Annotated in this window: 24 protein-coding genes; 9 read left to right on the top strand and 15 right to left on the bottom strand. The window is 60.8% G+C overall.

Annotated features, from left to right (window positions below; genetic code table 11):
• Position 1: 1 nt before the first annotated feature.
• Positions 2-859 (bottom strand): methyltransferase, encoded by an 858-nt coding sequence (locus Q0837_RS17270; RefSeq protein ID WP_298471613.1) that lies wholly within the window; start codon positions 857-859, stop codon positions 2-4.
• Between the two features lie 3 nt (positions 860-862).
• The gene (locus Q0837_RS17265) at positions 863-1,720 is read right to left on the bottom strand and encodes a hypothetical protein (protein ID WP_298471612.1); all 858 of its coding nucleotides are present in this window, start codon (positions 1,718-1,720) and stop codon (positions 863-865) included.
• Between the two features lie 132 nt (positions 1,721-1,852).
• Between Q0837_RS17265 and msrA the strand changes: the two genes are divergently transcribed.
• Both msrA and Q0837_RS17255 read left to right on the top strand, forming a co-directional pair.
• Positions 1,853-2,398, top strand: a complete 546-nt coding sequence (gene msrA / locus Q0837_RS17260) for a peptide-methionine (S)-S-oxide reductase MsrA (protein ID WP_298471610.1) — start codon at positions 1,853-1,855, stop codon at positions 2,396-2,398.
• Between the two features lie 26 nt (positions 2,399-2,424).
• The gene (locus Q0837_RS17255; RefSeq protein ID WP_298471607.1) at positions 2,425-3,246 is read left to right on the top strand and encodes a hypothetical protein; all 822 of its coding nucleotides are present in this window, start codon (positions 2,425-2,427) and stop codon (positions 3,244-3,246) included.
• A gap of 7 nt (positions 3,247-3,253) precedes the next feature.
• On the opposite strand, the gene Q0837_RS17250 is transcribed toward Q0837_RS17255, so the two are convergent.
• Complete coding sequence (locus tag Q0837_RS17250; RefSeq protein WP_298471604.1) at positions 3,254-4,513, bottom strand: RsmB/NOP family class I SAM-dependent RNA methyltransferase; 1,260 nt, start codon at positions 4,511-4,513, stop codon at positions 3,254-3,256.
• 58 nt (positions 4,514-4,571) lie between these two features.
• Here Q0837_RS17250 and Q0837_RS17245 point away from each other — a divergent pair, with 58 nt between their 5' ends.
• Positions 4,572-4,742 (top strand): DUF1674 domain-containing protein, encoded by a 171-nt coding sequence (locus tag Q0837_RS17245; RefSeq protein WP_298471601.1) that lies wholly within the window; start codon positions 4,572-4,574, stop codon positions 4,740-4,742.
• On the opposite strand, the gene Q0837_RS17240 is transcribed toward Q0837_RS17245, so the two are convergent.
• The 4 genes from Q0837_RS17240 to Q0837_RS17225 all read right to left on the bottom strand — a co-directional run bounded on the left by Q0837_RS17240 (position 4,739) and on the right by Q0837_RS17225 (position 10,572).
• Entirely contained in the window at positions 4,739-6,139 is a 1,401-nt protein-coding gene (locus Q0837_RS17240; RefSeq protein WP_298471597.1) for a cytochrome P450, read from the bottom strand. The two genes, Q0837_RS17245 and Q0837_RS17240, sit on opposite strands and share 4 nt — an antisense overlap.
• A gap of 51 nt (positions 6,140-6,190) precedes the next feature.
• Positions 6,191-7,225 (bottom strand): ferrochelatase, encoded by a 1,035-nt coding sequence (hemH, locus tag Q0837_RS17235; RefSeq protein ID WP_298471594.1) that lies wholly within the window; start codon positions 7,223-7,225, stop codon positions 6,191-6,193.
• 79 nt (positions 7,226-7,304) lie between these two features.
• Positions 7,305-9,578 (bottom strand): molybdopterin cofactor-binding domain-containing protein, encoded by a 2,274-nt coding sequence (locus tag Q0837_RS17230; RefSeq protein ID WP_298471591.1) that lies wholly within the window; start codon positions 9,576-9,578, stop codon positions 7,305-7,307.
• Between the two features lie 4 nt (positions 9,579-9,582).
• Positions 9,583-10,572 carry an Mrp/NBP35 family ATP-binding protein gene (locus Q0837_RS17225; RefSeq protein WP_298471588.1) on the bottom strand — a complete coding sequence of 330 codons (990 nt, stop codon included), beginning with the start codon at positions 10,570-10,572 and terminating at the stop codon, positions 9,583-9,585.
• Between the two features lie 132 nt (positions 10,573-10,704).
• On the opposite strand from Q0837_RS17225, the gene hflK reads away from it, so the two are divergent.
• The 3 genes from hflK to Q0837_RS17210 all read left to right on the top strand — a co-directional run bounded on the left by hflK (position 10,705) and on the right by Q0837_RS17210 (position 14,382).
• Complete coding sequence (gene hflK, locus Q0837_RS17220) at positions 10,705-11,805, top strand: protease modulator HflK (RefSeq protein ID WP_298471585.1); 1,101 nt, start codon at positions 10,705-10,707, stop codon at positions 11,803-11,805.
• Positions 11,806-11,807: 2 nt separating this feature from the next.
• On the top strand, positions 11,808-12,653 hold the full coding sequence (gene hflC, locus Q0837_RS17215) for a protease modulator HflC (RefSeq protein WP_298471582.1): 846 nt from the start codon (positions 11,808-11,810) through the stop codon (positions 12,651-12,653).
• Positions 12,654-12,846: 193 nt separating this feature from the next.
• Positions 12,847-14,382: a Do family serine endopeptidase gene (locus Q0837_RS17210; RefSeq protein ID WP_298471579.1), complete on the top strand. Its 1,536-nt coding sequence runs from the start codon at positions 12,847-12,849 to the stop codon at positions 14,380-14,382.
• Between the two features lie 75 nt (positions 14,383-14,457).
• Here Q0837_RS17210 and Q0837_RS17205 read toward each other — a convergent pair whose 3' ends face one another.
• The 5 genes from Q0837_RS17205 to Q0837_RS17185 form a co-directional block, all read right to left on the bottom strand.
• On the bottom strand, positions 14,458-16,701 hold the full coding sequence (locus tag Q0837_RS17205) for a transglycosylase domain-containing protein (protein ID WP_298471576.1): 2,244 nt from the start codon (positions 16,699-16,701) through the stop codon (positions 14,458-14,460).
• Positions 16,702-16,837: 136 nt separating this feature from the next.
• Positions 16,838-17,242, bottom strand: coding sequence for a peptide-methionine (R)-S-oxide reductase MsrB (gene msrB, locus Q0837_RS17200; protein WP_298471573.1), 405 nt, complete (start codon positions 17,240-17,242; stop codon positions 16,838-16,840).
• 166 nt (positions 17,243-17,408) lie between these two features.
• Positions 17,409-18,080: a glutathione S-transferase family protein gene (locus Q0837_RS17195; RefSeq protein WP_298471570.1), complete on the bottom strand. Its 672-nt coding sequence runs from the start codon at positions 18,078-18,080 to the stop codon at positions 17,409-17,411.
• An 83-nt stretch (positions 18,081-18,163) separates the two neighbouring features.
• On the bottom strand, positions 18,164-18,607 hold the full coding sequence (locus Q0837_RS17190) for a hypothetical protein (protein ID WP_298471566.1): 444 nt from the start codon (positions 18,605-18,607) through the stop codon (positions 18,164-18,166).
• Between the two features lie 67 nt (positions 18,608-18,674).
• Positions 18,675-19,037 (bottom strand): hypothetical protein, encoded by a 363-nt coding sequence (locus Q0837_RS17185; protein ID WP_298471563.1) that lies wholly within the window; start codon positions 19,035-19,037, stop codon positions 18,675-18,677.
• 76 nt (positions 19,038-19,113) lie between these two features.
• On the opposite strand from Q0837_RS17185, the gene Q0837_RS17180 reads away from it, so the two are divergent.
• Positions 19,114-19,503, top strand: coding sequence for a VOC family protein (locus Q0837_RS17180; protein WP_298471560.1), 390 nt, complete (start codon positions 19,114-19,116; stop codon positions 19,501-19,503).
• A 143-nt stretch (positions 19,504-19,646) separates the two neighbouring features.
• Here the strand turns inward: Q0837_RS17180 and metW are convergent, their stop codons facing one another.
• Together metW and Q0837_RS17170 are read right to left on the bottom strand one after the other, a co-directional pair.
• Positions 19,647-20,243, bottom strand: coding sequence for a methionine biosynthesis protein MetW (gene metW / locus Q0837_RS17175; protein ID WP_298471558.1), 597 nt, complete (start codon positions 20,241-20,243; stop codon positions 19,647-19,649).
• A complete protein-coding gene (locus Q0837_RS17170) occupies positions 20,240-21,304 on the bottom strand; it encodes a homoserine O-acetyltransferase (protein ID WP_298471555.1) in 1,065 nt (354 codons plus the stop codon). Before Q0837_RS17170 ends, metW begins: the two co-directional genes overlap by 4 nt.
• A 176-nt stretch (positions 21,305-21,480) precedes the next feature.
• Here Q0837_RS17170 and Q0837_RS17165 point away from each other — a divergent pair, with 176 nt between their 5' ends.
• A complete protein-coding gene (locus tag Q0837_RS17165; protein WP_298471553.1) occupies positions 21,481-22,584 on the top strand; it encodes a histidinol-phosphate transaminase in 1,104 nt (367 codons plus the stop codon).
• Positions 22,581-23,498, top strand: a complete 918-nt coding sequence (locus tag Q0837_RS17160; protein ID WP_298471550.1) for a prephenate/arogenate dehydrogenase family protein — start codon at positions 22,581-22,583, stop codon at positions 23,496-23,498. Before Q0837_RS17165 ends, Q0837_RS17160 begins: the two co-directional genes overlap by 4 nt.
• 121 nt (positions 23,499-23,619) lie before the next feature.
• Here the strand turns inward: Q0837_RS17160 and Q0837_RS17155 are convergent, their stop codons facing one another.
• Complete coding sequence (locus tag Q0837_RS17155) at positions 23,620-24,297, bottom strand: 1-acyl-sn-glycerol-3-phosphate acyltransferase (RefSeq protein WP_298471547.1); 678 nt, start codon at positions 24,295-24,297, stop codon at positions 23,620-23,622.

Raw genomic sequence — 24,297 nt, 5'->3', positions numbered from 1 at the left:
GTCATTCAGGCTTGCGGAAAAGGAGCGTCATCCGGTCACTTTCACCGATTGCGGTATAGGTGTCGCGGTCCTCGTCACCCTTCGCGTAGCTCGGCGGGAGGGTCCAGACACCGTCTTCATAGTCGGCGGTATCGTTCGGGTTGGCGTTGATCTCGGACGCTTCGACAAATTCAAAGCCCTTGCCCTCGAAAAGCGCGACCAGTTCGTCCTGCTTGAGATAGCCCTTGTTCCCGTCGACATATTCGTCGGCGGCATCGGCTTTCGCGCGGTGCTGCACCACGCCAAGCATTCCGCCCGGCTTGAGCGCGGCAAACAAGGCTTCGGTCTCGCTATCGGCGATGCCCCAGCGCTTGAGGTTGTGCATCATGCGGAAGACCAGCACGCGGTCGACCGTGCCGTTGACCTCTTCGGGGATCGCGTTGCCAAAATAGAACGGCAGCTTCTCCGGTGGAATCTCGGTCGATTCCGATTGCCGGGCAGAGAAAGTTGCGCCGCCCTGACGGACCCGCTCGACAAATTCTTCGCCAAGGCTTGCGCCAGCTTCGGGAGCAAAGCCGACGCCGATATACTGGCCTTCCTGCACTACCAGCGGCGCGAGGATGCGCGTGTACCACCCGCCGCCGGGCGCATATTCGATTACCGTGTGGTCAGGCTCGACCTGAAAGAAGGCGAGCGTTTCGGCAGGGTTGCGAAACTCATCCCGCGCTTTGTCTTCAGAGCGAAGGTCGGATGCCAGCACATCTGCCAGCGCGCTTTCTGACGCAGCCGCTTCGGTGGTTTCTTCGCTGGTTTCTGCTGCCGGGCTGCAAGCGGCCAATGCCGCGACGCCTGCGAGGGAGAAAAGTGTGCGTGCGATCATGGCTTAGTTCGCTTTCTTGAACAGCAGCGTCATACGGTCGCTTTCACCGATGGCGAGATACTCGTCGCGCCGCGCATCGTCTTCGCCCGTCGCCAGCACCGGGGGCAGCGTCCACACGCCGCGTTCCCAATTGGCCGGGTCGTTGGGGTTGGCGTTGATCTCGCTTTCGGCGACCAGCTCAAAACCGTTCGCAGCGAAGATCGCGATCACATCGGCCTTGCGCATATAGCCGCGCTGGCGTGCACCGTAATCATCGTAGCTCGCACCTTCCGGAGCGCGGTGCTGCACAACGCCGACCATGCCATCATCCTTCAGCATCATCCGCGCGGCCTTGAGCACCTGATCGGCAGTGTTACCGATATTGAGCCCATGCATCGAACGGAAGATCACCACTCGGTCGACCGTACCCGCCACGTCTTCCGGCATTTCATCAGTCTCGAACGCAGTCACGTCGCTGGCATCGACGCCCATTCCTTCGGCGAGGCCAGACTTGAATGCTTCAGTCCAGCCTTTGGACCGCGCTTCCTGCGCGCGGGTGCGATAGGTGCGCCCGTCGCTATCCTGATTGAAGGCGACATATTTACCAGCCGGCATCAGGTACGGCGCGAGCACGCGGGTGTACCAGCCGCCGCCCGGGCCATATTCGGCCACCGTCATGGTCGGCTCGATCTGGAAGAACGCCAGCGTCTCGGACGGATTGCGATATTGGTCGCGTGCACGGTCATCATCGCGGCGCTCATGCGCCAACACTTCAGCTAGGGCCGGCGCAGCAGCGTGATCATCGGCTGTTGCGGGAGCAGCAACGGTCAGCATCGCCGCACCGGCGACAACGGCAAACGGAGCAAGAAGAGCAAGTTTCATCTGGGAGCCTCTCTCGAAAAATCCTGTGTGCCTGTCCTTACGCGCTGAGACCGTGAAGACAAGACCAACCGACAGCACTGGCAATGCTGGTCGACCTTCCTATGTCATTCGTCGAAACAGGAGATCGAATTGATGGAACAGGCAATCGTAGCCGGCGGGTGCTTCTGGTGCACCGAAGCGGTGTTCCGCGATGTCATTGGCGTGACCGAAGTCGAAAGCGGCTATATCGGCGGCGACAAGGCTGACCCGACCTACAAGGAAGTGTGCACCGGCTCGACCGGCCATGCCGAGGGTATCCGGGTGACCTTCGATCCGAGCGTCATCACTCTGCCTGAGATTTACGACGTGTTCCTTGGCACCCATGACCCGACCCAGCTTAACCGCCAGGGCGGCGATGTCGGCACGCAATATCGCTCGGCGATATTCCCGCTGTCGGACGAACAAGGCACTGAAGCTGAAGCCGCGATTGGTCGCTGGAATGCCGACAATGGTAAGACAGCAGTGACGACCGTAGAAGGTCTGGATGGCGGCGAGCAATCAATGCCATGGTATCCGGCAGAGGACTATCATCAGGAATATTGGGACGGCGAAGGTCAGCGCAATCCCTATTGCCTCGCCGTGATCCCGCCCAAGATCATGAAGCTGCGCAAGAGCTTCCAGAAGTATGTGAAAGAGTAGCGGCGGCTGGTTGGCTCGGAAGATCGATGGCACGCCAGTTCACAAAGTCGTATTCGCATTCCCATTCCATCGCCGATGATGGTTCGGTCGAATTTGGATGTTCGACCGATACCGCCGAATGGCCTTGGTTGACCCTTGGCTCGCATCATCCGATTGTGATCCAGGCTCAGAATTTCTGGACAAGCGTCGGCGCGATCATGGCACTTGGCGGAATGGAAGACGGTCAGTGGTCAGCGTTGACTTGGACCGACTGGCATTGCGGCGATCCCGGCACCGGAATGGCGGTACGCGGTCGCTACGAGCGCGAAAAGTCCGGCGATGACGAAACCTATGTGGTCGAGTTGTTCGATGCGGAAGGACGACTAATTGTCCGAATGCGAGGCCGGGGTGTCGTGTTTCGCAACCGCAATTTCGAGGAATGGCGCGATAAGGCCAAATCCAAAGCGCAGAAGCAAGCTGACAGCAAGACAATCGAGTTCGCTCCTGCCAACGCTTTGGGACTGGGAGCATCAGAACATGCCCTGATCAGTCAGCTCAAAAATGGCGAAGCGCCATCATTCGATGCCCTTATCACGCCGGAGAATGGGCTTCCTCCGGCCAATCCGATGCTTGGAGGTTCAGGCGATCATGTAAACTCGGTCCATATGATCGAGACTGCCCGGCAGGCGCTCTGCCTGCTGGAAGTTCGCCCGAATGTGGAGGTGATCGGCGGTGAGATGGAGCTTAATCGCTATGTCGAGCTAGGTACGCCGTTTACACTCCAGGTCGCGGACATATCGGGCGGGACCACACGCTTTTCGCTGGAGCAACTTGGCCGGACATGCGCGGTGCTAACCGTTCGGACCTAATCGCAGTTTAGCGCTTTACCCAGCGCCCGACAAAGAACCCGTCCAGCCCGCCTTGGTCCGCCAACATACCCGGATGGGTGCGGACCCAACCTTCTGCGGTCGGCTCGATCCCGTCAGGCAATTCGCCTGAGGTAATCGGCACCGACTCCAGATCGAACGTTGCGTCAATCCACGCCGCTTGCTCTTCGCCTTCTTCGCTTTCCAGCGAGCACACGGCGAAGACCAGCACTGTTCCTTCGCTCATCCACTCGACCGCCCGATGGATCAGCGATTGCTGGATCTCGATCATCTCGCCAATCTGGCGCGGGCCGATGCGGTGGAGCACGTCAGGATGTCGGCGACAGGTGCCGGTCGCCGTGCAAGGCGCGTCGAGCAGTATCGCGTCGAACTTCTTGGCCGGTGTGTAAGTCAGGGCGTTGGCCTTCACGATCTCCGCCTCCAGCCCGGTGCGCTTGAGGTTTTCGCGCAGCATCTCCAACCGCTTTTCACTGATGTCGAGCGCGGTCACCTGCCACCCCGCAGCAGCCAGCGACAGCGTCTTGCCTCCCGGAGCGGCGCATAGATCAAGCGCACGCCGACCTCCCCCTGAACCGAGCAAGCGGGGCGGTATCTGAGCCGCAAGATCCTGCACCCACCACGCGCCTTCATCGTAGCTGGGCATCCGTTCGATAGGCGTTCCGCGCGGCAGGCGGATATGGCCGGGAGCGAGGCTGACGCCGCCCATCGCAACCGTGCGCTCTTGCGTTTCGCCTGCGTCTTTGAGCGCCAGATCAACCTCGGGAGGATCGATCAAACCCGGCGCGATTGCCTCAGCACGATCTTCCCAGCGGGCCAGAACACGGTCGGGCAGTGTCGGCACATCCGGCAGGGATACTTCGCGCTTCATCAGCGTGGAAAACACGCCATGAGCCAGCCTGCGCGGCCCTCCGGCCAGCAATTCCAGCCCTGTCGACACCACCGCATGCGGCGGCGTGTCGAGCCGCAGCGCTTGGGCAAGCATCAACCGAAGCACGCTTCGCGGCTTGGCGTCATCAGGCAGGCGTTTTTTGGTCGCGCTGTCGATCAGCAGATCGAGATCGGTAAGCCAGCGCAGGGTCTCCCCGACAATCGCACGCGCCAACGCCCGGTCGGCAGGCCCTGAGACGCCCTGCATTGCGGCGTTTTCAGCCTGCTCAAGTGTCTCGCCGCGACGCAGCACCGCGTCCAGCAGTTTGAGCGAAGCACGGCGCGCGGGCAGTCCGGATACTTTGGGTTTCGATTGCGGCATGGCCTGCGCGCCTAGCCTTCCTTGAAACCAAGCGCCAGCACGCGCATTCTATTCCTATATGACAAAAGAAAAATCAGCCGCCGCGAAGAACTTCAAGAAGCCCGCGCACTGGACCAACGATCCGCCGCCCAAGCCTAAGGCGGTCGATCCGCTGAAGGATGAGCCGCGTGAGCTATCTCCCACGCGCTACGGCGATTGGGAGCGCGAAGGCATCGCCTGGGATTTTTAGAGAGGCTTGAAGTTCACCTTCAATCCATCCTTAGGCTGAGGGATCGGCCAAGGCTGCCATTCAGGCGAATACCCTTCGGCCACTTCGATCCGATACCGTTGCAGCAGCTGCGCCAGCAGCACCTTAATCTGCATGTAAGCAAAGTGCAGGCCCAAACACATATGCGCGCCGCCGCCAAACGGGACCCAGGCATATTTATGACGCGCCTTCACCTTGTCAGGCGTGAAGCGCATCGGGTCGAAGGTGAAGGGATTGTCCCAGTACTCCTCCGAGTGGTGCGTCCAATAGATGTTGATCCCGCACAATTGACCGGCAGGGATGCGATAGCCTTCGAACTCAAAGGTCTTGAGCGCGCGGCGCGGCATTGAGGGCACCGGAGGGATCATCCGCAGCGCTTCCTTGAATGCCATTTCGGTCAGTTCGAGCTTGCCCATATCGTCATACTCGAGCGAGCGAGGACTGCCGTCCCCATCCGGCCCGCCGGTCACAGCGAAAATCTCCTCGCGCAGTTTCTCCTGCCATTCGGGGTTCTTGGCGAGCAGATAGATCAGCGACGTGCCCGACGATGTGATCGTGTCATGCGCTGCCATCATCAGGAAGCTCATGTGATCAACCACTTCGTCGACCGGCAGCAATGAGCCATCTTCGCGCGTCGCCGTGGCGAACTGACTGAACATGTCCTGCCCGCCGCCTTCAGCCCGGCGGCGATTGGTCTCACGCGTAAGGAAATCGACCATATAGGCCCGGCCATCGACGCCTTTCTTCATCTTTGTGAAGGGCAGCGGTTTGCGGATCGGCGCGACCGAGGCTTGCACCATGTCGACAAACGCGGTGTTGATCTTGTCCGCTTCTGGCCCCCAAGGAATGCCGAGAAAACTGTCAGCCGCGAGATCAAGCGTGAGTTGCTTGATCGCAGGCTGGAATGTCATCGCACCGGCCCAGCCCGAGACCTCTCGCGCGATCCCGCTATTCAGCGATCCGGAATAATGCCGCATAGGCCCAGGCTTGAAAGCAATCGAAAGCGCGCGCCGGTCAATCCGGTGATGATCGAAGTCCAGCAGCATCAGCCCGCGCGGAAACAGCTGATCGAGCACCGGCCCCCAGCCTTGTTCGCTGGAGAAAATCTTGTCTTTGTTGAACAGCACAAGCTCGTTCGCTTCGGCACCGATCAGGGCAACATTCCAACCGCCAAAAGCATGGGTTTTGTAGACCTTGCCGTATGTGTCGACCATCCGCTTGGTATAGGCATGCGGATCGGCCAACTGTTTGAATGTATTGCCAATAACCGGAAGTCCGCGTTCGCCGGGAATGTGAGCTAGGTCCGCGTCAGACGGGATTCCTTCGCTCCAATGGTCGAATGTCGGTGCGGTTGGTGGGGGTTCTGCGAGAGTGGCCATCCCGGTTCCTCTAATTTCGGTTGCTTACAGCAATGTAAATGAGAGGCGGCTCTAAATCCAGCCGGAAAGCTCGCGCCGGAGCAGGCTTTCGAGCATCGTCAGACCGCTACCGCTGACATTGAGGCAATCGAGCACGGCATATTGCTCGCCGCCTGCCTCAACAAACTCGTCGCGACCTTCGAGCGCGAGCTCTTCCAACGTTTCAACACAATCGGCGGCAAACCCGGGCGCAGCGACAACCAACCGCTTGGTGCCCTTTTCACCCTCGGCAATCAGCGTATCGTCGGTCGCAGGCTCAAGCCATTGCGCCGGGCCAAAGCGCGACTGGAATGTCGTTTCGAACCGAACGCCTTCGAATCCTGGCTGGTCGGACAGGCGCTCGCGCAGCAACCTCGCCGTCTTGTGGCAGTGGCAATGATACGGATCGCCGCGCTCCAGCGTGCGCTGCGGCATGCCGTGGAAGCTCAGCAGCATGACTTCGGGTTGGAAATCGAGAGCACTGACCTGCCGACCTAGGTCGCTCGCCAATGCGCCGAGATAGGCATCGTTGTCGTGATAGGGCGGCAGGAACCGCAAGGCCGGTTGCCAACGCATTTCGCCCATGACCCGCGCCACTTCGTCAAACACCGTGGCCGTCGTTGCAGCGCAGTATTGAGGATAGAGCGGCGCGATCAGGATGCGGTCGCAACCCTTTTCGGTCAGCTCTGTCATTCGCTGCTCGATTGACGGCTTGCCATAGCGCATAGCGTAATCGACAACGATTTCCTGACCCATTTCCTCAGCAATCGCTTCGGCCTGCCGCGACGTTATGTCGGCCAAGGGTGAGCCGCGATCGGTCCAAATCTTTGTGTAGGCCTTGGAACTTTTCTGCGGGCGCGTGTTCAGGATGATCCCGCGCAGGATCGGTTGCCAAGCAATCGCGGGAATTTCGATCACGCGCCGGTCGGACAGGAACTGTTTGAGGTAACGCTTGACCGAACCGGGGTCTGGACCATCCGGCGTGCCGAGATTGACCAGCAAGACGCCGATCGACCCGCACTTCGCCGGCGGATGATCGTTGGGAAGGCGTTGAGGCTGCCAGGTCATGAGGTGTGCAACGCCTCAAATCGGCTCTGTATCCGCACCATATAAAGAAGCCGGACTGAAAAAGAGGCGCTCGCGCGGATCATAGACCGCTCGAAAGTAAGGGCAGGCGGCGCAGTCTCAACCCCGTGGCCGAAAACAGTGCGTTGGCAATCGCTGGCGGTGTCACTACCACTCCGAGCTCGCCAGGGTCGAAAGGCGGCGCTTCGCTAGCCATAAACTCGATCGCGATCTCAGGGCAGTCGGCGAGCGTAGGCAGACCCAGGTCGCTGTAGTCGAGACCGGTCGGCATGCCCGCGCGGTATTGGATGGCATTGCCCAGCGCGATGCCGATGCCGAATACCAGCCCGCCTTCGATCTGTTGGCGGGCAATATCTTCGTTCACGATCCGCCCAATGTCGACCGCGACGCTGAGCTTGGTAACGCGCACGCCGCCTTCGCCGGGCCGCGCGGTGGCAACGCAGGCAATCCGGCCACCGTCACTCGCCCCGCCGATCCGGTGACAGGCGAGACCCTGACCGCTCTGGTCCAATCCGCCGTCCCACTCGGCGATCTGCGCCGCGCGCTGGAGGCAGGCGGCGAGCCGGATATCTGCGCCAAGCAACGCCATACGATAGGATAGCGGCTCGCGAGAATGTGCGCTCGCGATCTCATCGATGAAACTCTCGATCGCAAAGGCAGTGTAACTGTTGGAGTTGCCGCGCACCCGGCCAACAGGAAGGCCAATCTCGACCGGCACATGCTCCACCACCACGCTGGGCAGCTCGTAAGGCGGCAAACCACCCTCGCAGGCGAGGACGTCCTTCTTGCCAGTGGCTTCACGGACCGCTGCCGAACTGGTCAGGTTGCCGAACAGGCGGTTGCCGAATTCGAGCGTGCTGGGCGGGCAAGCCAGACGTACGCGCAAAGCGTCGATCTGACCTGAGCCGCCTTGCGCCAGCTGCGCGCCAAGCAGCATGTAAGAGGGCGCACGCGGGCGCGAACGAATGATTTCGTCACGGCGCGGCCAGCTCAATTGCACAGGCTTGCCCAGCTCTCGGGCGATCAGGGCGATCTCAATGGCGTGATCGTGCTCCAGCCGCGCGTCGAAACTGCCGCCAGCAGGCATCGGGTAGAGAGCGACATCTTCGGGACTGAGCCCAATGGCCTTGGCTGCGGCCGACCTGGCTTGCTCCGGCGCTTGACTGGCCATCCATAGTTCGAGCCGTCCATCACGAAGCCGCGCGGTGGCAGTCGCCGTTTCAAGCGGCGCGGCCATCGCTGGGTCAACTTCATACCGGCGCGCAAAATCGACCCGGCCCATGCCCTCTTCGCCAAAGCCAGTTTCGGCGATACGGAAGGAAGGACCACCCTCAAGCATCGTGTCGAGCCGCCCGGCAATATCATCGCTATTGACCGGAAAGCTGGTCTTGAATTGCGGGTCCATCGCATCGAGCGCGCGATTGGCGCTCCACCAATTGTTCGCTGCAACCGCCAGCCAACGTTTGCCTTTGACTGCGCCGACCACGCCGGAGATTCGCGCGCCAGCATCGGCATCGAAATCGGTCAGCTCAGAGCCGTCCGAAGGGCCATGGCGGATCGCTGCATAAACAAGGCCAGGCAGGCGCACGTCGCCAGCGAATTGATAAGACCCGTCGACCTTCGATGGCAGGTCGATGCGTGAAAAGGCGACAGGCAAATCGGCGCCGGTTACCTGCGGCTCCGTATCCAGCAATTCAGGGCGCAGCGGCGGAGGATCGGGTGGTGATCGCTCAGCCGCGCCGGCCGCTAGCTCGCCAAAGGTGGCCGTTTGTTCGCCATATCGAACGAGACCGCGAGCAACATCGCATTGCTCCCAGGCGACATCCCAACGCGATGCCGCTTCCTGCGCCAGCATCGCCCGCGCCGCGGCGGCAGCGGCGCGGCACGGCGCTTCATAGGCAGCGAGCGAGGTACCCTCGGCGGTCGCGGTAAATCGGGATTGGCTGGCGAAGCGCTCGGCGAGAAAGTCATCGGTCGCCTCGGACAATCCCGAGGTAGTTGGGTCCCATAAATGCGACCAACGCTCGGCCAGCGGGACATTCGGATAGGCACCAGACACGGCTGCGGGTTCAACGGCGATCTGCCGCCAGTCTGCGCCCAGCTCCTGCGCGATGATCTGCGGCAGAAGCGTTGTGACACCCTGCCCCATTTCCAGCTGCGGGACGGCGACGGTGACTACGCCGTCTTCGGCCACCTTGAGCCACGCATCGAAAGCATGCTCGCCGTTCGCCGGTTGCAACGGGTTGGGATAGGTGCGCGGCATCACCCACCACGCCACCAGCAGCCCGCCCCCTAGGGCTGCCCCTGCAACCAATCCGCGCCGTGAAACTTCCACCGCGCTAGCCCGCCTTTGCCTCGAGCCAGCCGCGCAATTGCTCGGCTATGGCGGTGAAGGCGGCGGCGTTCTCGTCATCGGCCAGCGCAGGAGGGGTTCCGGCATCGCTTTTCTGGCGTATTTCGAGGCTCAATGGAATGCGGCCTAGGAACGGGATCTCAAGGGTGTCGGCAAATTTCTCGACTCCACCCTGCCCGAACGGATCGCTCGTCTCGCCGCAATGGGGGCAAGCATAGCCCGACATGTTCTCCACCAGTCCGATGATCGGAATGTCCCCCTGTTCAAACAGCTGCCCCGCCCGTGCAGCATCGAGCAGCGCAATATCCTGCGGCGTCGACACCAGCAATGCACCATCGGGCTTGTGCTTTTGCATCATCGATAATTGCACATCTCCGGTGCCCGGCGGCAAGTCGATCAGCAGCAAGTCCGTGTCTTCCCAGCGTGCATCGACGAGTTGCCCGAGCGCGCTGCCTGCCATCGGTCCGCGCCATGCCAGCGCCTTACCCGGATTGACCAGACTGCCCATCGACAGGAACTTGACCCCATGCGGGCTCGAAATCGGGATCAATTGCTCATTCTCGGCCACCGGCCGGTCGCTTTCATTACCGAGCAAACGCGGCTGCGATGGGCCGTAGATATCGGCATCAATCACCCCGACCTTGCGCCCCATCTTGGCGAACGCGACGGCAAGGTTGGTGGTCAAAGTCGATTTTCCGACTCCGCCTTTACCCGATCCGATGGCGATCATCTGGCGGCGCACGCGGTCGCCCATCAGGGCCACCCGAACTTCGTCAACTCCAGGCACGATGCCCATCTTCTCTTGAATTATGGCTTCAAGGTCGTCCCGCGCTTTGCCGAACAAATCGCCCGCCTCGGCGACGATAATCGCGCGGCCTGCGACCATCTTGGCGGATTTCACGCGCGCATCCACTTCGCCCGGCAAAACCGCGCGCAATTGCTCCTCGGAAGGGGCCGAATTTGGGGTCTCGGTCATACCGAAGCGCCTCTAGCACCAAAATCGACCGCTCAACCCCTGTTTTTCGCCAATCCCCATACCTATAAGGGTTGTATGCAAATTTTGGACGGTTTGAGAGAGCGCTTTGGTTTGGCCGGAAAAGGCCTCGCCATGGCTGGCAAGAAAAATCCCTGGGGCGGCGGCAAAGGCGGTGACGATACGCCCGAAACCGGAGATAACGATTCCGGCAAGTCCGGCGGACCGCGCAATCCGTGGCTGCCCGGTGGTGGCGGCTCGGACGATGGCAAGCGGCGCTCGGCTAACATCGAAGATATTTTCAAGAACCGCGGTCCAGAGGGCCCGCGTCGCGGCGGCGGCGGTGGTGGTCCGACGCTTCGCCTTCCACAGCGTCCCGGCGGCAAGAGCTGGGCTCCGATCGTTGTCGTCGCGGTGCTCGTCCTTTGGTTGGCAGCCAGCAGCGTTCACTTCATACAGCCGCGTGAGCAGGGCATAGTGACGTGGCTGGGGAGCAAGTACGCGCGCACTCTTTCACCCGGGACGAATCCTACTTTGCCGTGGCCAATCCAGACTGTGGCCGTTGAGAATGTGAGCGAGATTCGCCGCGAAAGCATCGGTGATGGTGGCGAAAACCTGATCCTTACAGGCGATCAGAACCTCGTCGACCTTAGCTACATCGTGCGCTGGAATATCAAGAACCTAGTGCAGTACCGCTTCCAACTGGCTGAGCCGGACGAAACCCTACGTGAAGTTGCTGAATCGGCCATGCGCGCTGCGGTTGCGGAAACCAGTCTCGATACCGTCTTGTCCGGTTCGGGTCGTGAATCTGTTGAAGCACGGGTAAGCATGCGAATGCAGGAAATTCTTGATGCCTATGGCGCAGGGATCGCCGTGCAGGGCGTTGAAATCGCCCGCACGGAAGCTCCGGAACAGGTCATCGAGGCCTTCAACGACGTGCTCGCTGCACGGCAGGACGCTGAGCGCAATCTCAATGAAGCGCGCCGGTTTGAGCAGCAACAGCTAGCCACCGCGCAGGGTGACGCGGCAGAATTCAACGAGATTTACGAGCAGTATCGCCTTGCACCGGAGGTGACGCGGCGACGGCTCTATTACGAGACCATGGAGCAGGTGCTGTCCAAGACCGACAAAACCGTGATCGGCAGCGACGGAGTGCAGCCTTATCTGCCTCTTAATGAGTTGCAGCGGCGCCAGAACCAAACCCCGACTCCAACAACGCAGCAAGGAGGGCAGTGACCATGACGGACGTCTGGCAGAAATATCGCATCCCTCTCATCGCGATCGGTGTAGCGCTGGCAGCCCTTGCGAGCTTCGTGGTCGTGGTTCCGGAATCGCATCAAGGCGTGGTAATCCGCACGGGTAAACCGGCGAAAGTCATCAATCCATTCAGGCCGGATCAGGCGTTCGGTTCGACGGGTGCAGGCGTGTATTGGCGTATTCCGTTCGTCGAGCAGGTTCAGATGGTGGATCGCCGTATCCTCGATCTGGATATGGAAGGCGAAACCGTGCTGTCGAACGATCAGCAGCGGCTTGAAGTGAACGCCTATGCGCGGTTCCGGATATTCGACCCGGTACTGTTCGTCGAGCGCTCGGGTTCGGAAGCACAGCTGCGCAACCAGCTCGAACCGATCCTCACTTCTGTGCTTCGCCAGGAACTGGGCCGGCGGACATTTGCCAGCCTGCTGACGCCTGAGCGCGGCAACGCGATGGTCAGCATCCGCACGTCGCTCGATCGGCAGGCGCGGCAATATGGCGCTCAGATTCTCGACGTTCGCATCAAGCGGGCCGATTTGCCGCAGGGCACCCCGCTCCAAGCGGCCTTCACCCGGATGCAGTCCGACCGTCAGGAAGAAGCGGAAACCATTCGCGCTGGCGGCCGCCGTGACGCACAGATTATCCGTGCTGAAGCCCGCGCCGAAGCCGCCCGTATTTATGCGGACGCCTATGGCAAGGATCCTGAGTTCTACGATTTCTATCGCGGGATGCAGAGCTATCGCTCGACATTCCTGCAGGGCGAAGGCGAAAGTTCAATGGTGCTGTCGGAAGACAACGAGTATTTCCGGCAGTTCCGCGGCCAGCGCTGATCTTTCCGGTACGGCGCTGGTAACCTAACGCCATTTGCCGACGAACGGTCTATACGATCCGGCAAGCGGCGTGGCGGCCATACCGTGTTCAATCAGCGTTCAGTGCGTCTGGGCGCATGATAGCGGCGTAACTGTTACTGGAACGAGCGTGCCTTTTCGGCCGTTCGGGAACTAGAATAAGGAACAAGAGGACGTGAACAAAGTGCGGTACGTTTATGGACTGACAAGCGCGCTTCTGGTCGGAGGTGCTGCTGTTTCGCTGATCACCGGCCAACCGGCTGGCGCTCAAGTCGCTCAGAACGACGATTCGGTGATGAGCCGCGTCGTCCCCAGCGCTGGCGCTCCGGAGAGCTTCGCCGACCTTACGCAGCAGCTGCAACCGGCGGTGGTCAACATCGCGACGCGCCAGCGGGTCGAAGTCAACAGCAATCCCTTCGCCGGAACGCCATTCGCCGATCTGTTCAACCGGCGCCGTGGTGGCACTCCGCAGCAGCCGCAAACCCGCGAAGCGCAATCGCTGGGTTCGGGTTTCATCATTTCGTCCGATGGCTTTGTGGTGACCAACAACCACGTGGTCGCGCCGAACAATCGCGCCACGCTCGAAGAAATCACGGTCACGATGCCCGATGGTACCGAGTACGAAGCTGAGCTTGTGGGTGCCGATGCGGCATCCGATCTAGCAGTGCTCAAGATCATTTCTGACCAGAGCTTCCCTTTCGTTCAGTTCGGCGATTCGAGCGAATCGCGTGTTGGCGAATGGGTCGTTGCAATCGGCAATCCGTTCGGTCTGGGCGGAACGGTGACCTCCGGCATTATCTCGGCCGTGTACCGCAACACTGGCCAGGGCGGCGCGTATGACCGCTACATCCAGACCGATGCCAGCATCAATCGCGGCAATTCAGGCGGTCCGCTGTTCGACATGCAGGGCAATGTCATCGGCATCAACAATGCGATTTTCTCGCCTTCGGGCGGCAGCGTCGGGATCGGCTTTGCTATCCCAGCTGAAATCGCGGCGCCGATTGTTGATCAGCTTAAGGACGGCCGCGAAATCGAGCGCGGCTTCCTCGGCATCGGGCTCGACTCCATGAGCGACGATCTGGCCGATTCGCTCGGCCTGCCGCGCAATCGCGGCGAGATCATCCAGAATGTTCAAGATGACAGCGCAGCCGACAAGGCTGGCCTGCGTCCGGGCGACATCGTGACTAAGGTCAATGGCCAGGACGTTACGTCCGAACAGACCGTGTCGTTCCTCGTCGCGAACCTCGAACCGGGTGCAGTCGTTCCAATCGAAATCCTGCGCGAAGGTCAGCGTCAAACCGTCAACGCAACGCTCGGCAAGCGTCCAAGCGAAGCCGAACTGGCGCAGCAGGCGCAAGTGTTCGATCCGGAATCGGACGAGCCGATGGACCCGGACGAGACAGACGACACCATCGCGGAAAAGCTGGGCCTGCAAGTGCTCGCCATGACCCCGCAGATCGCGCGTCAACTTGGCGTGGGCCAGGATACAAACGGCCTGGTAATTGGCGCGGTCGATCCGAATTCAGACGCGGGCCGCAAGGGTCTGCGCCGCGGCGACATCATCCTGTCGGCAAACTATCAGGCCGTGGCCACGGTTGATGAACTGCGCGAACAGGTGGTTGCTGCCGAAACAGACAACCGTGATGCAGTGCTCCTGCGCGTTCAGCGCCGCAGCCAACCGCCGCGTTTCGTTCCGGTTCGGCTGCGCTAACGCAGCTTAGGATTGCGACAACAAAAAGGGCGCCGGGGTTTCTCTCCGGCGCCCTTTTTCTATGTCTGAAACTTTCTATTGGCCGTCGTTTAGCCCTTGAGCGCCCTGCGGGCGTGACGGCGTGGGAACTTCTATCGGAGGAGGTCGCGGTGGCGGCGGTGGGTCACCATCGCTCGGCAACTCGCCTCCGGTTGCCTGCTCCAGGAAGTCTTCGCTCGCCGCTGGCGGAGGCTCCGCGCCTTCTCCTCCAGGCCTTTCACCCTCGACGCCGAATGGACTCTCAGATGGATCACGGCGTCCCGGTTCAACCAGATTTCCGTCTTCGTCGATGAAGTAGTAATCGTCGGGATCGCCCAGAAGATATTCCTCATCGGGTTCAAGCTGCCACTCCGGCAGGTTTAGCTCGATATCGAATTTCTCGATCGGGCGGTCTTTCACGGCATAGCGCATATAGGCTGCAAAAGCCTGCGCTGGGGCGCGTCCCCCTTGGAGTCCGCGCACCGCTCTTGCATCATCACGGCCCATCCAGACGCCCGTGGTGATCCCGCTTGAGAACCCAACGAACCAGCCATCCTTGTTGGAGCTGGTCGTACCGGTTTTTCCGGCAACAGGGCGCCCAATCTGCGCCGCTTTGCCCGTTCCGGTCTGCACAGCCGCCTGAAGCAAGTCCGTGATCCCCGCTGCAACATAGTCGGGGACCAACGCGTTTTCCCTAGCCTTCTTATGCTCGTAGAGCAGATCGCCGCTCGCGGTCGTCACGCGGGTGATGCCGTATGGTTCGACCGCCATGCCTTTGGCTGACACCGCTGCAAAGGCGCGGGTCATGTCGATCAGGCGAACCTCTGATGATCCCAGCACCATCGAAGGATAAGTCGAAACCGGCGTGGTGATCCCGAACCGGCGCGCCATCGACGCGACAGTCCCAAACCCGACTTCATTGCCCAGCTGCGCCGCGACCGTGTTGATCGAATACGCAAACGATGTGCGCAAGGTGGTATCGCCGATGTTGCGACCACTGGAATTGCGCGGGCTCCAGCCGTCGATTGTGACCGGCACATCCTTCACATCATCGGTCGGCGTGTAACCCGCCTCAAGCGCGGCGAGGTATACGAACAGCTTCCAGGAAGAACCGGGCTGCCGCATCGCATTGGTCGCGCGGTTGAAATTGGTTTCGACATAATCGGTGCCGCCGACCATCGCGAGGATCGCCCCGTCGCGGTCAAGGCTGACGAGCGCTCCTTGCGTACCCTCGGGCGTGTTCGATTCGATCGAAGCGGTGGCCGCGCGCTGCATTCCCACATCGAGTGTGGTCCACACTTCGATCGGCTCAAAGGTCTCTGGCAGCAGAATATCGAGCTGCGGCAGCGCCCAGTCGGTGAAATAACGCACCGAGTTCTGGCCAGTCTGCTGTTTGAGCTCGACTGTGCCGACATCGACCGACGCCTGATCAGCGGTGATATAGCCTTGCTCACGCATCAGCCGCAGCACAACCTGAGCACGGTCCACGGCGGCCTGCACATCGGCGGTCGGCGAATAGCGGCTTGGCGCTTTGACCAATCCAGCGATGATCGAAGCCTCGGCGACGCTCAGCTCTTTGGCCGGGTGGCTGAAGAACTTTCGGCTAGCGCTGTCGATCCCGTATGCTCCGCCGCCGAAATAGACCTTGTTGAGGTAGAGTTCGAGGATCTGCTCTTTCGAGAATTTCCATTCGAGAGCCATCGCCAGCACTGCCTCGCGCGCTTTGCGGTCGATGGTCCGGTTGTTGTTTAGGAAGACATTTCGCGCCAGCTGCTGCGTAATGGTCGACGTGCCGCCCAGCCGCGCACGTGTGCCCGTGATGCCTTCGATCAGCGCACCGGTCAGCCGAATCGGGTCGACGCCGAGATGCGAATGGAAGCGTTTGTCCTCCACCGCGATCATCGCATTTTTCATATTGTCGGGAATGTCTTTGTGATCGATCCATTCGCCGAAGCTCGGCCCGATCTCGACAATCTCGCTGCCATCGCGTGCACGGACCAGAATAGTCTGAGCATTTTGAGTGGCTTTCAGCTGGTAAAAGCTCGGGATTGATCGCGCCGCAAATCCCACGGCAAAGACCAGAAATATGCCAGCGAGAACCGCGGCGACAGTGCCCCCGATCGCTAGTCTTTTGGTCCAGCGCCAGAAGGGGGAGCTTGGCTTCTTGTCACCGCCGCGCTTCACCTTCTTCTTGCCGGAACTGGATTTGGTCCGGCGCGAGGTAGCGCCCGAACGCTCGGCAGCGGCGCGGCGACTGCCACGCTTACCCTTGTTCTGGAGACCGTCACCCCGTTTCGACATATTTGCTTATGAACTCATCTGCTTTTCGCTTAGGGACGGCCCTGCATAAGCGAGTTCGAACGCCGGGTGAACACACGGTTCAGCCGTTGTCCCTCGCGAATTGGACGATTGGCCTGATTTACGCGCGCATTTCGTCTCAGTCTTCAACGAATTCGAGCGCATCCGAATTGATGCAATAGCGCAATCCGCCCTCTTCGGGCGGTCCATCGGGGAAGACGTGGCCGAGATGGCCGCCGCATTTCCCGCAAGTGACTTCGGTTCGGATCATGCCAAACGAGCTGTCGCGGTGCTCGTCGATCGCGCCATCATCGGATGGCTTGGTAAAGGCAGGCCAGCCGCAGCCGCTGTTATATTTCGCAGCGCTGATAAACAGCCGCGTCCCGCACCCGGCGCACATATATTCGCCGTTCTCGTAGAACTTGTCGTACTTGCCAGAGAACGCGCGCTCGGTGCCTGCTTCGCGGAGAATGTGGAACTGCTCGGCGGTGAGGCGCTGGCGCCATTCGTCTTGTGTGAGAGACATTGGATCGGGATCGGTCATTGGATTACCTCATCATGCGGGACCAATATCGGTTCGTCAGAGACGAACCGCAAGGCCGACCGGCCGCCCGCAGCGGAGTCGAAGACGGTGCGAAACGCCACCCGATCTTTGATCGCATGAGCGAGGATGCCGCACCCCGGACAGGGTGCGAAAAACAAAGAATTTTCTATCCATCCACCAACGCGTAGTGCGCGGGCGGTTTGATCACGTCCATGCGCTCGGTCAGCAGCGGGCGGAAGCTCGGGCGGCTTTTGAACACTGCATACCAGCCGCGCGTCTGTTCGTGCCCGGTCCAGTCGATCCCGCCGAGATAGTCGGCAACTGAGATCTGCGCAGCCGCAGCGAGGTCGGCCATGCTCATCGTCGAACCGGCCAGCCACGGGCGGTTGTCGATCAGCCAATCGATATAGTCGAGGTGGCCATGCGCCATCTTCATCGCTTCGCGTAGCGCCTTGCTGTCGGGCGGCTGGCGCAGCACGATTCGCTTCTTCATCCGCTCGGACAGCAGCGGTGCGGTGACATCGGCGTAAAAATTTTCGTCGAACAAGGCAGTCAGACGGCGGATTTCCGCACGTCCTGTCGCAGTGCCATTAATCATCGGCGAGCGATCGACGGTTTCTTCGAAATATTCACCAATCGCCCGGCTATCGGCGATCACGATCCCGCGATCCTCATCCACGAGCACTGGCGTGCGCCCGGCTGGGTTGAGGTTGAAGAACATATCGGAAGCGGCCCACGGGTCTTCGCGCACCAGATCGTAGGCGATATTCTTCTCACCCATGAGCAGCCGAATCTTGCGGCTGAAGGGGCACAAAGGGAATTGATAGAGTTGAAACATCGCGCTCCGATCAATGCCTCAGCGGCACTCATTCGTCCACATGCTACACGGGCCTGATTGCAAATTCTCCCGCATTGTTTTCGTCATCGATCCAAACGGACCTGCTCCATCGAAGCGCGCATGCGTTCTGCCATATCGCGCAAGGCGGGAAGCATCGTCTGCATGCCCTCGGCCATCCCGCTCATCGCGTTCATGGCATCGGGCAGGCGTTCGGACACTTCGTCGGGTAGATCTTCTGCGCCGGGCGCCAGATCGCGCACCCGCGCATCGGGATCGATCGCTGGCCCTTCGCCGCCGGTGGCTTCATTCACGGCCTCAGCCAGCGGGCCTACCTGCAAATCGAGCAAGGTCCCGACCAGCACCTGCGCGATGGTTGCGGCCTGAGCCTGGAAGTCGGGATCTGCGAGCTGCCGCGACATTTCAGCCAATGCGGTTTCAGGAGCATCTGCCGGAACATCCTCGGCAAATGCGACAGACGGCGTGGTGAGGGCGAGCAAAGTCGCCGCGGCAATGGGCAAAGCGCGCATGACAATTCCTTTCAGCTTTTCGAATTGTCATCCTTCTAATTCATCTTCAATGACCTGAAGCTGAACGCTAGACGCCGGATGCCTCAAGCATCAGCAGGCAGGCGGGCATGACCTGATCGACTTCGCCCGCGTCCCACAGACGCTGCGCCTCTGTGCTGACGAGCCGCGAAACACCTTCGCGGTCGAGGCCCGTATCGTCCATCAGCCGCGCCAGCGCGACCACAAAGAATTCGCGCCCGCGCGTTCCAAGATCGGGCCATTTCTGCGCCGCCTCGTTACCGTTTGACTGCCCATAGGCGACCATCGCGAATGCTGCCGAACAGCGGATCGCGGCTTTGCTTTCCTGCGTTAGTTGGACCGGTTTCGCGTCGGCCTCTGGGGCAGGGCTTTGAGCCGCAAGCAAGGCGGCGACGATTGAGCTGAACATCATGGCGATGCGTTATAGCCAGCGCGATGAACCTCATGCTACCGCCGCGCTGAGTTTTTGATTCAGAGGAGAACCCCGAATGCTCAATCACGTAATGATCGGTAGCAACGACATTGAACGGTCGAAGAATTTCTACACAGCGGTGCTTGGTGTGCTCGGCGCAGGCGAGCCGATGGCGCATGTCAATGACACCGGCCAGACCCGGCTGTTCTACATCCACGATGGAAGCACATTCTCGATCAGCGAACCGATCAACGGCAAGCCGGCAGAGCCCTCCAACGGTTCAACCATCGGTTTCAAGTGCGACAGTCTGGAACAGGTGACGAAGCTGCACGATGTAGCGATCGCCAATGGCGGCACGAGCGTCGAAGACCCTCCCGGCCCACGTGAAGGAACGATGGGCACGATGAACCTTTGCTATTTCCTCGACCCCGACGGCCACAAGATGTGCGGCATCCACCGCGCGTGATTTAGCCAAAGTGTCCGGGCCCACCCGCACCCTCCACCCTTCCACCCGGAGCCTACCGGGATACAATCCGGGTGGAAGGGTGGAGGGCGCGGGTGGTTTGGAACAAGGATCAGCCGGGTGGCTGATCCGCTCGCAATAAGTTCCTAACGGCTTAACTGAAACACCGCGAATTCGGCGCGCCAGTTGGCACCTGCCGCGCCGATTTCGCTTTCATTGGCAAAGAACCAGGCGCGCTCGATCCGGGCGCGCTTTTCTTTTGCCAGATCGCGGAAATCATCGACAGTCACGTGGTGGATGTTCTCAGTCGCGTACCAGCTGACCGGCAGAGCGCGAGTGACCGGCATGCGGCCGCCGAACATCAGCGCCGCGCGGGTGCGCCAGTGGGCGAAGTTGGGGAACGAGACAAACGCCTTTTGCCCCACCCGCAGCAGCTCATCGAGCATCAGATCGGGCCGAATTGCCGTTTGCAGGGTCTGGCTGAGGATCGTGTAGTCGAACGCCTTGTCTGGATAGTTCGCAAGGTCGGCGTTGGCATCGCCCTGCACCACGGAAAGTCCGCGAGTGACGCAACGTTCAACCTTGGCTGGATCGATCTCCATGCCTCGCGCATCGACTTGCTTCGTACTTTCAAGCTCGCTCAGCAGCGCACCATTGCCGCAGCCGATATCGAGCACGCGCGTATTGGGCGCGACATGATCGGCGATCACTGCCAGATCGGGGCGAAGGTCTACGGAGGTCATTCGAGGAACCCCTGAACTACACGGTCGAGCTGGGCGTGTTCGAGCAGGAAGCTGTCATGGCCGTTGGGAGCGGAAAGTTCGACAAAGCTGACCTTGGCGCCCGCCGCGTTGAGTGCGTGGACGATGTGGCGGCTTTCCGATGTCGGATACAGCCAGTCGGTGTCGAAGCTCACTAGGCAGAAGCGCGATGACGTGCCAGCGAAGGCATCGGCGAGCTTCCCGCCATGCTCCTCGGCCAGGTCGAAATAGTCCATCGCACGGGTGATGTAGAGGTAGGAATTGGCGTCAAACCGCTGAGTGAAACCGCTGCCTTGATATCGCAGATAGCTTTCGACCTGAAAGTCTGCGTCGAAACCGAAGCTCTTGCTGTCACGATCCTGCAAGCGCCGCCCGAACTTCTCGGTCAGCCCCTCTTCGGACAAATACGTGATATGCGCCGCCATTCGCGCCACGGCGAGACCGTTGTCGGGCGAGGCTTCGCTCGCGTAGTAATCGCCACCCGCCCATGCCGGATCGGCCATGATCGCCTGCCGTCCGACTTCGTGGAACGCGATGTTCTGCGCCGAATGCCGCGCGGTCGAGGCGATCACCAAGACGCGTTCTACTCGCTCTGGCCAGTTGGCCGCGAGGCTCAGCGTCTGCATTCCTCCCATCGAACCACCAACTACGGTATGGAGCCGGTCGATCTTCAGTCCATCAAGCAGCGCCACAATCCCGCGCACCATGTCGCGGATAGTGATGACCGGGAAACGCATCGCATAGGGCTGTCCATCCGGGCCAATGCTGGCCGGGCCGGTCGAGCCCATGCAGCTGCCGATCACGTTGGCGCAGATCACGTGGAAACGGTTAGTGTCAATCGGTCTGCCTGGGCCAACCATCCGCTCCCACCAACCCGGCTTGCCGGTCACTGGATGCGTACTCGCAACATATTGGTCGCCGGTCAGCGCGTGGCAAATCAGCACCGCATTGGATTTGTCCGCCGCCAGTTCGCCGTATGTCTCATAGGCGATTTGCGCGCCGACAAGCGCCTGCCCGCTGTCGAGCGGGAGATTTTCGGCCATTTTGAAAAGTTGCGAATGGTCAGACATTTTGCGCTATACTGAGGAAAGTGCAGTGGTTGGGCTGATGCCCGGCTTCGCCCCGACAGGCTCAGCACGAACGGATAAGTTTGGGTTTGCCCCCTTAACCGTTCGCCCTGAGCTTGTCGAAGGGCTGTTTTTCTTTCAAGCGGCACGCGATGGAATTGAAACCCACTCCCAAACCCTGGATCGACGCGATCCACGCCTATGTTCCGGGAAGAGCAACCGCGAGCGATGGCCGCCCGCTTGTAAAGCTCTCGGCTAACGAAAATCCGCTCGGGACGAGCCCCGCCGCGTTGGCGGCACTGGAAGAGGCACGCGGAGAGGCGGCGAGCTATCCCGATCCCGACAGCAAAGCACTTCGGGCGAAGATTGCCGAGGTTCATGGACTGGATGCGGACCGAATCGTGTGCGGGACAGGGTCGGGGGAGCTGCTTCATTGCGTGGTGCAGGCATTCGCCGGTGCGGGCGATGAAGTGCTCTGTTCGAAATACTCCTTCTCGCTTTATCCCCTGTTAGCGCAAAAGGTTGGCGCGGTGCCGGTGTTTTCCGACGATGCTGACTATGCTGCCTCGGTCGACAACCTGCTTGCCGCGACAACACCAAACACCCGTCTGGTTTTGCTCGACAATCCCAACAACCCAGTGGGAAGCTGGCTGCCTGCTTCTGAGGTGGAGCGGCTGCACTTCGGTTTACCCTCAGATGTGCTGCTGGTGATCGACCATGCTTATGCCGAATATCTGGCGGACGGCGTCGACGATGGCGGCTTCGCGCTTGCCGCTGCGCATGAGAATGTGCTGGTCAGCCGGACTTTTTCCAAGGCCTATGGCCTCGCCTCGGAACGGGTTGGCTGGGCGACAGGATCGCCGCATCTGATTGATCTTATTAACCGTTTACGCGGAGCTTTCAACGTCAGCCGAAGCGGCCAACGGGCGGCATTGGATGCGCTTGGCGATCAGGACTTCGTGACCGCCAGCCGCGAGCATAATGCTGCCGAGCGCATTCGCTTCGCCGAGGCGATTGCAGCGCTGGGCAATCACGGCCTGCGTGCGGTGCCAAGCGAGGCGAACTTCCTTTTGGTGCTGTTCGAAGGCGATCTGACTGCCGAGACCGCGCGCGATGCGCTGGCCGGGGCCGGATACGCGGTCCGTCATCTCCCTGGTCATGGCCTGCCGCAGGCGCTGCGTATCACTATCGGCAAGACCGAGGACATGACCCGCGTCACCGCAACCTTGCGCGAATTGTGCGGAGAAGCGCCATGACGATCCGCAAAGTTGCCATTATCGGCCTGGGCCTGCTCGGCGGGTCAATCGGCCTCGCCGTGCGCGAACACGCGGCGGAAATCGCCACCACTGGATTTGATCGCGATCCCGATGTTCGCGCAGCCGCAGGCGAGCGCGGTCTCGCGGGCACGATCTGCGAGACCGCTGCTGATGCCGTGCGCGATGCTGATCTGGTGATCCTGTGCGTGCCCATGGGAGCGATGGGCGACGCGGCGCGCAACTTTGCCGATACCGTGCCGCCCAGCGCAATCATCAGCGATGTTGGTTCCTCGAAGCAGGGGGTGGCGGAGACCCTCGCGGCGGCCCTTCCGAACCACACAATCATTCCTGCGCACCCCGTCGCAGGCACCGAGCAGAGCGGGCCGAACGCTGGCTTTGCGACACTCTTCACCAATCGCTGGTGCATCCTCACCCCGCCAGCCGATGCCGACCAGAACGCGGTCGATGCGCTTGACGAATTCTGGACCAAGCTAGGCGCTCGGATCGAGATCATGGATGCCGAGCATCACGACCTTGTACTTGCAGTGACCAGCCACATTCCGCACCTTATAGCCTTCACCATTGTCGGAACCGCAAGCGACCTCGAAGACGTCACGCGCAGCGAGGTTATCAAATACTCTGCAGGCGGTTTCCGCGATTTCACCCGGATTGCTGCGTCGGACCCGGTGATGTGGCGCGACGTGTTCCTGTCGAACAAGTCAGCCGTCTTGGAGATGCTGGGTCGCTTCACCGAGGACCTAACGGCGCTCCAGCGCGCGATCCGGTCAGGCGATGGCGATGCGCTGCACGACCTGTTCAGCCGCACACGCGCAATCCGTCGCTCGATCATTCAGGAAGGTCAGGATGACGAGCGCCCAGATTTCGGTCGCAAGGATCATGGGGAAAAGACCTAGCTCGCCGACGTAGAAATCAATCGGGCGCGTAGCGACCGCAGCGATGCGGCCTTCAGGTCGCGTGAGCGAGGAAAGCCGAGGCGACGGATGTCGCCGCTGGCGTTTGAAGCCAAACAAGAAACTAATTCAAAGCATTAATTGCCGCATGAACGCGCTGCTCGGCTTCTGCCCGGGGCAAGCCAGCCGGCACTATCTCACCGATCCGGTAAGTGATGGTTCCCGACCGTTTCACCGCGCCATTGTAGAGCGGCCCGCTGTTCACAGCGACCGGGACCACGGGCAATCTGAGTAGCTTGTACAGCCCGGCAAAGCCCGATTGCAGTTGGGGTCCATTCCCATGCTCGACCCGCGTGCCTTCCGGGAAGATGACCAGCGGACGTCCCTCGTCGATCCGCTGCTTGGCCGTCGCGATCATGTGCCGCAGAGCCCTTGCCCCCTCGTCGCGCGCGACCGGGACCAGGCCGTATACCTTGGCAGAAAAGCCCCACCCGGGGATGGCGAACAGCTCTTGTTTGGCGAACACCGCCGGAAAGCTCAGCAAGCGCGGCAGATCGATCGCTTCGAAGTAGCTTTCATGCTTGATCGCGATCAGCACCGGCTCGTCGGGCAGAGTGCCGTCGACGACGATGGTGATGCCCAGCAGGTTCTGCACGCACCAGCGATGCCACCGTCCCCATGTCGCCACGACCCACTTCAACCGATGCCGCCCGAACGGAATCGCGACCACAGAAGCGATCACCAGCAACGCGCTGAACCCGTAAAACAACAGGTAGAAAACAAGGCTACGAAGGAGTGCCAC

This window comes from uncultured Erythrobacter sp., from assembly GCF_947499705.1.
Taxonomy (GTDB): Bacteria; Pseudomonadota; Alphaproteobacteria; order Sphingomonadales; family Sphingomonadaceae; genus Erythrobacter.
This window is presented reverse-complemented; position numbering and strand designations above follow the sequence as displayed.

Coding starts and splice junctions, on each gene's coding strand:
- msrA (WP_298471610.1), top strand. CDS start 1,853: ATGGAACAGGCAATCGTAGCCGGCGGGTGCTTCTGGTGCACCGAAGCG.
- Q0837_RS17245 (WP_298471601.1), top strand. CDS start 4,572: ATGACAAAAGAAAAATCAGCCGCCGCGAAGAACTTCAAGAAGCCCGCG.
- metW (WP_298471558.1), bottom strand. CDS start 20,243: ATGACCTCCGTAGACCTTCGCCCCGATCTGGCAGTGATCGCCGATCAT.
- Q0837_RS17185 (WP_298471563.1), bottom strand. CDS start 19,037: ATGATGTTCAGCTCAATCGTCGCCGCCTTGCTTGCGGCTCAAAGCCCT.
- Q0837_RS17265 (WP_298471612.1), bottom strand. CDS start 1,720: ATGAAACTTGCTCTTCTTGCTCCGTTTGCCGTTGTCGCCGGTGCGGCG.
- Q0837_RS17255 (WP_298471607.1), top strand. CDS start 2,425: ATGGCACGCCAGTTCACAAAGTCGTATTCGCATTCCCATTCCATCGCC.
- Q0837_RS17195 (WP_298471570.1), bottom strand. CDS start 18,080: ATGTTTCAACTCTATCAATTCCCTTTGTGCCCCTTCAGCCGCAAGATT.
- Q0837_RS17190 (WP_298471566.1), bottom strand. CDS start 18,607: ATGCGCGCTTTGCCCATTGCCGCGGCGACTTTGCTCGCCCTCACCACG.
- Q0837_RS17180 (WP_298471560.1), top strand. CDS start 19,114: ATGCTCAATCACGTAATGATCGGTAGCAACGACATTGAACGGTCGAAG.
- Q0837_RS17170 (WP_298471555.1), bottom strand. CDS start 21,304: ATGGCCGAAAATCTCCCGCTCGACAGCGGGCAGGCGCTTGTCGGCGCG.
- Q0837_RS17250 (WP_298471604.1), bottom strand. CDS start 4,513: ATGCCGCAATCGAAACCCAAAGTATCCGGACTGCCCGCGCGCCGTGCT.
- hemH (WP_298471594.1), bottom strand. CDS start 7,225: ATGACCTGGCAGCCTCAACGCCTTCCCAACGATCATCCGCCGGCGAAG.
- msrB (WP_298471573.1), bottom strand. CDS start 17,242: ATGACCGATCCCGATCCAATGTCTCTCACACAAGACGAATGGCGCCAG.
- hflC (WP_298471582.1), top strand. CDS start 11,808: ATGACGGACGTCTGGCAGAAATATCGCATCCCTCTCATCGCGATCGGT.
- Q0837_RS17160 (WP_298471550.1), top strand. CDS start 22,581: ATGACGATCCGCAAAGTTGCCATTATCGGCCTGGGCCTGCTCGGCGGG.
- Q0837_RS17225 (WP_298471588.1), bottom strand. CDS start 10,572: ATGACCGAGACCCCAAATTCGGCCCCTTCCGAGGAGCAATTGCGCGCG.
- Q0837_RS17165 (WP_298471553.1), top strand. CDS start 21,481: ATGGAATTGAAACCCACTCCCAAACCCTGGATCGACGCGATCCACGCC.
- Q0837_RS17270 (WP_298471613.1), bottom strand. CDS start 859: ATGATCGCACGCACACTTTTCTCCCTCGCAGGCGTCGCGGCATTGGCC.
- Q0837_RS17240 (WP_298471597.1), bottom strand. CDS start 6,139: ATGGCCACTCTCGCAGAACCCCCACCAACCGCACCGACATTCGACCAT.
- Q0837_RS17205 (WP_298471576.1), bottom strand. CDS start 16,701: ATGTCGAAACGGGGTGACGGTCTCCAGAACAAGGGTAAGCGTGGCAGT.
- hflK (WP_298471585.1), top strand. CDS start 10,705: ATGGCTGGCAAGAAAAATCCCTGGGGCGGCGGCAAAGGCGGTGACGAT.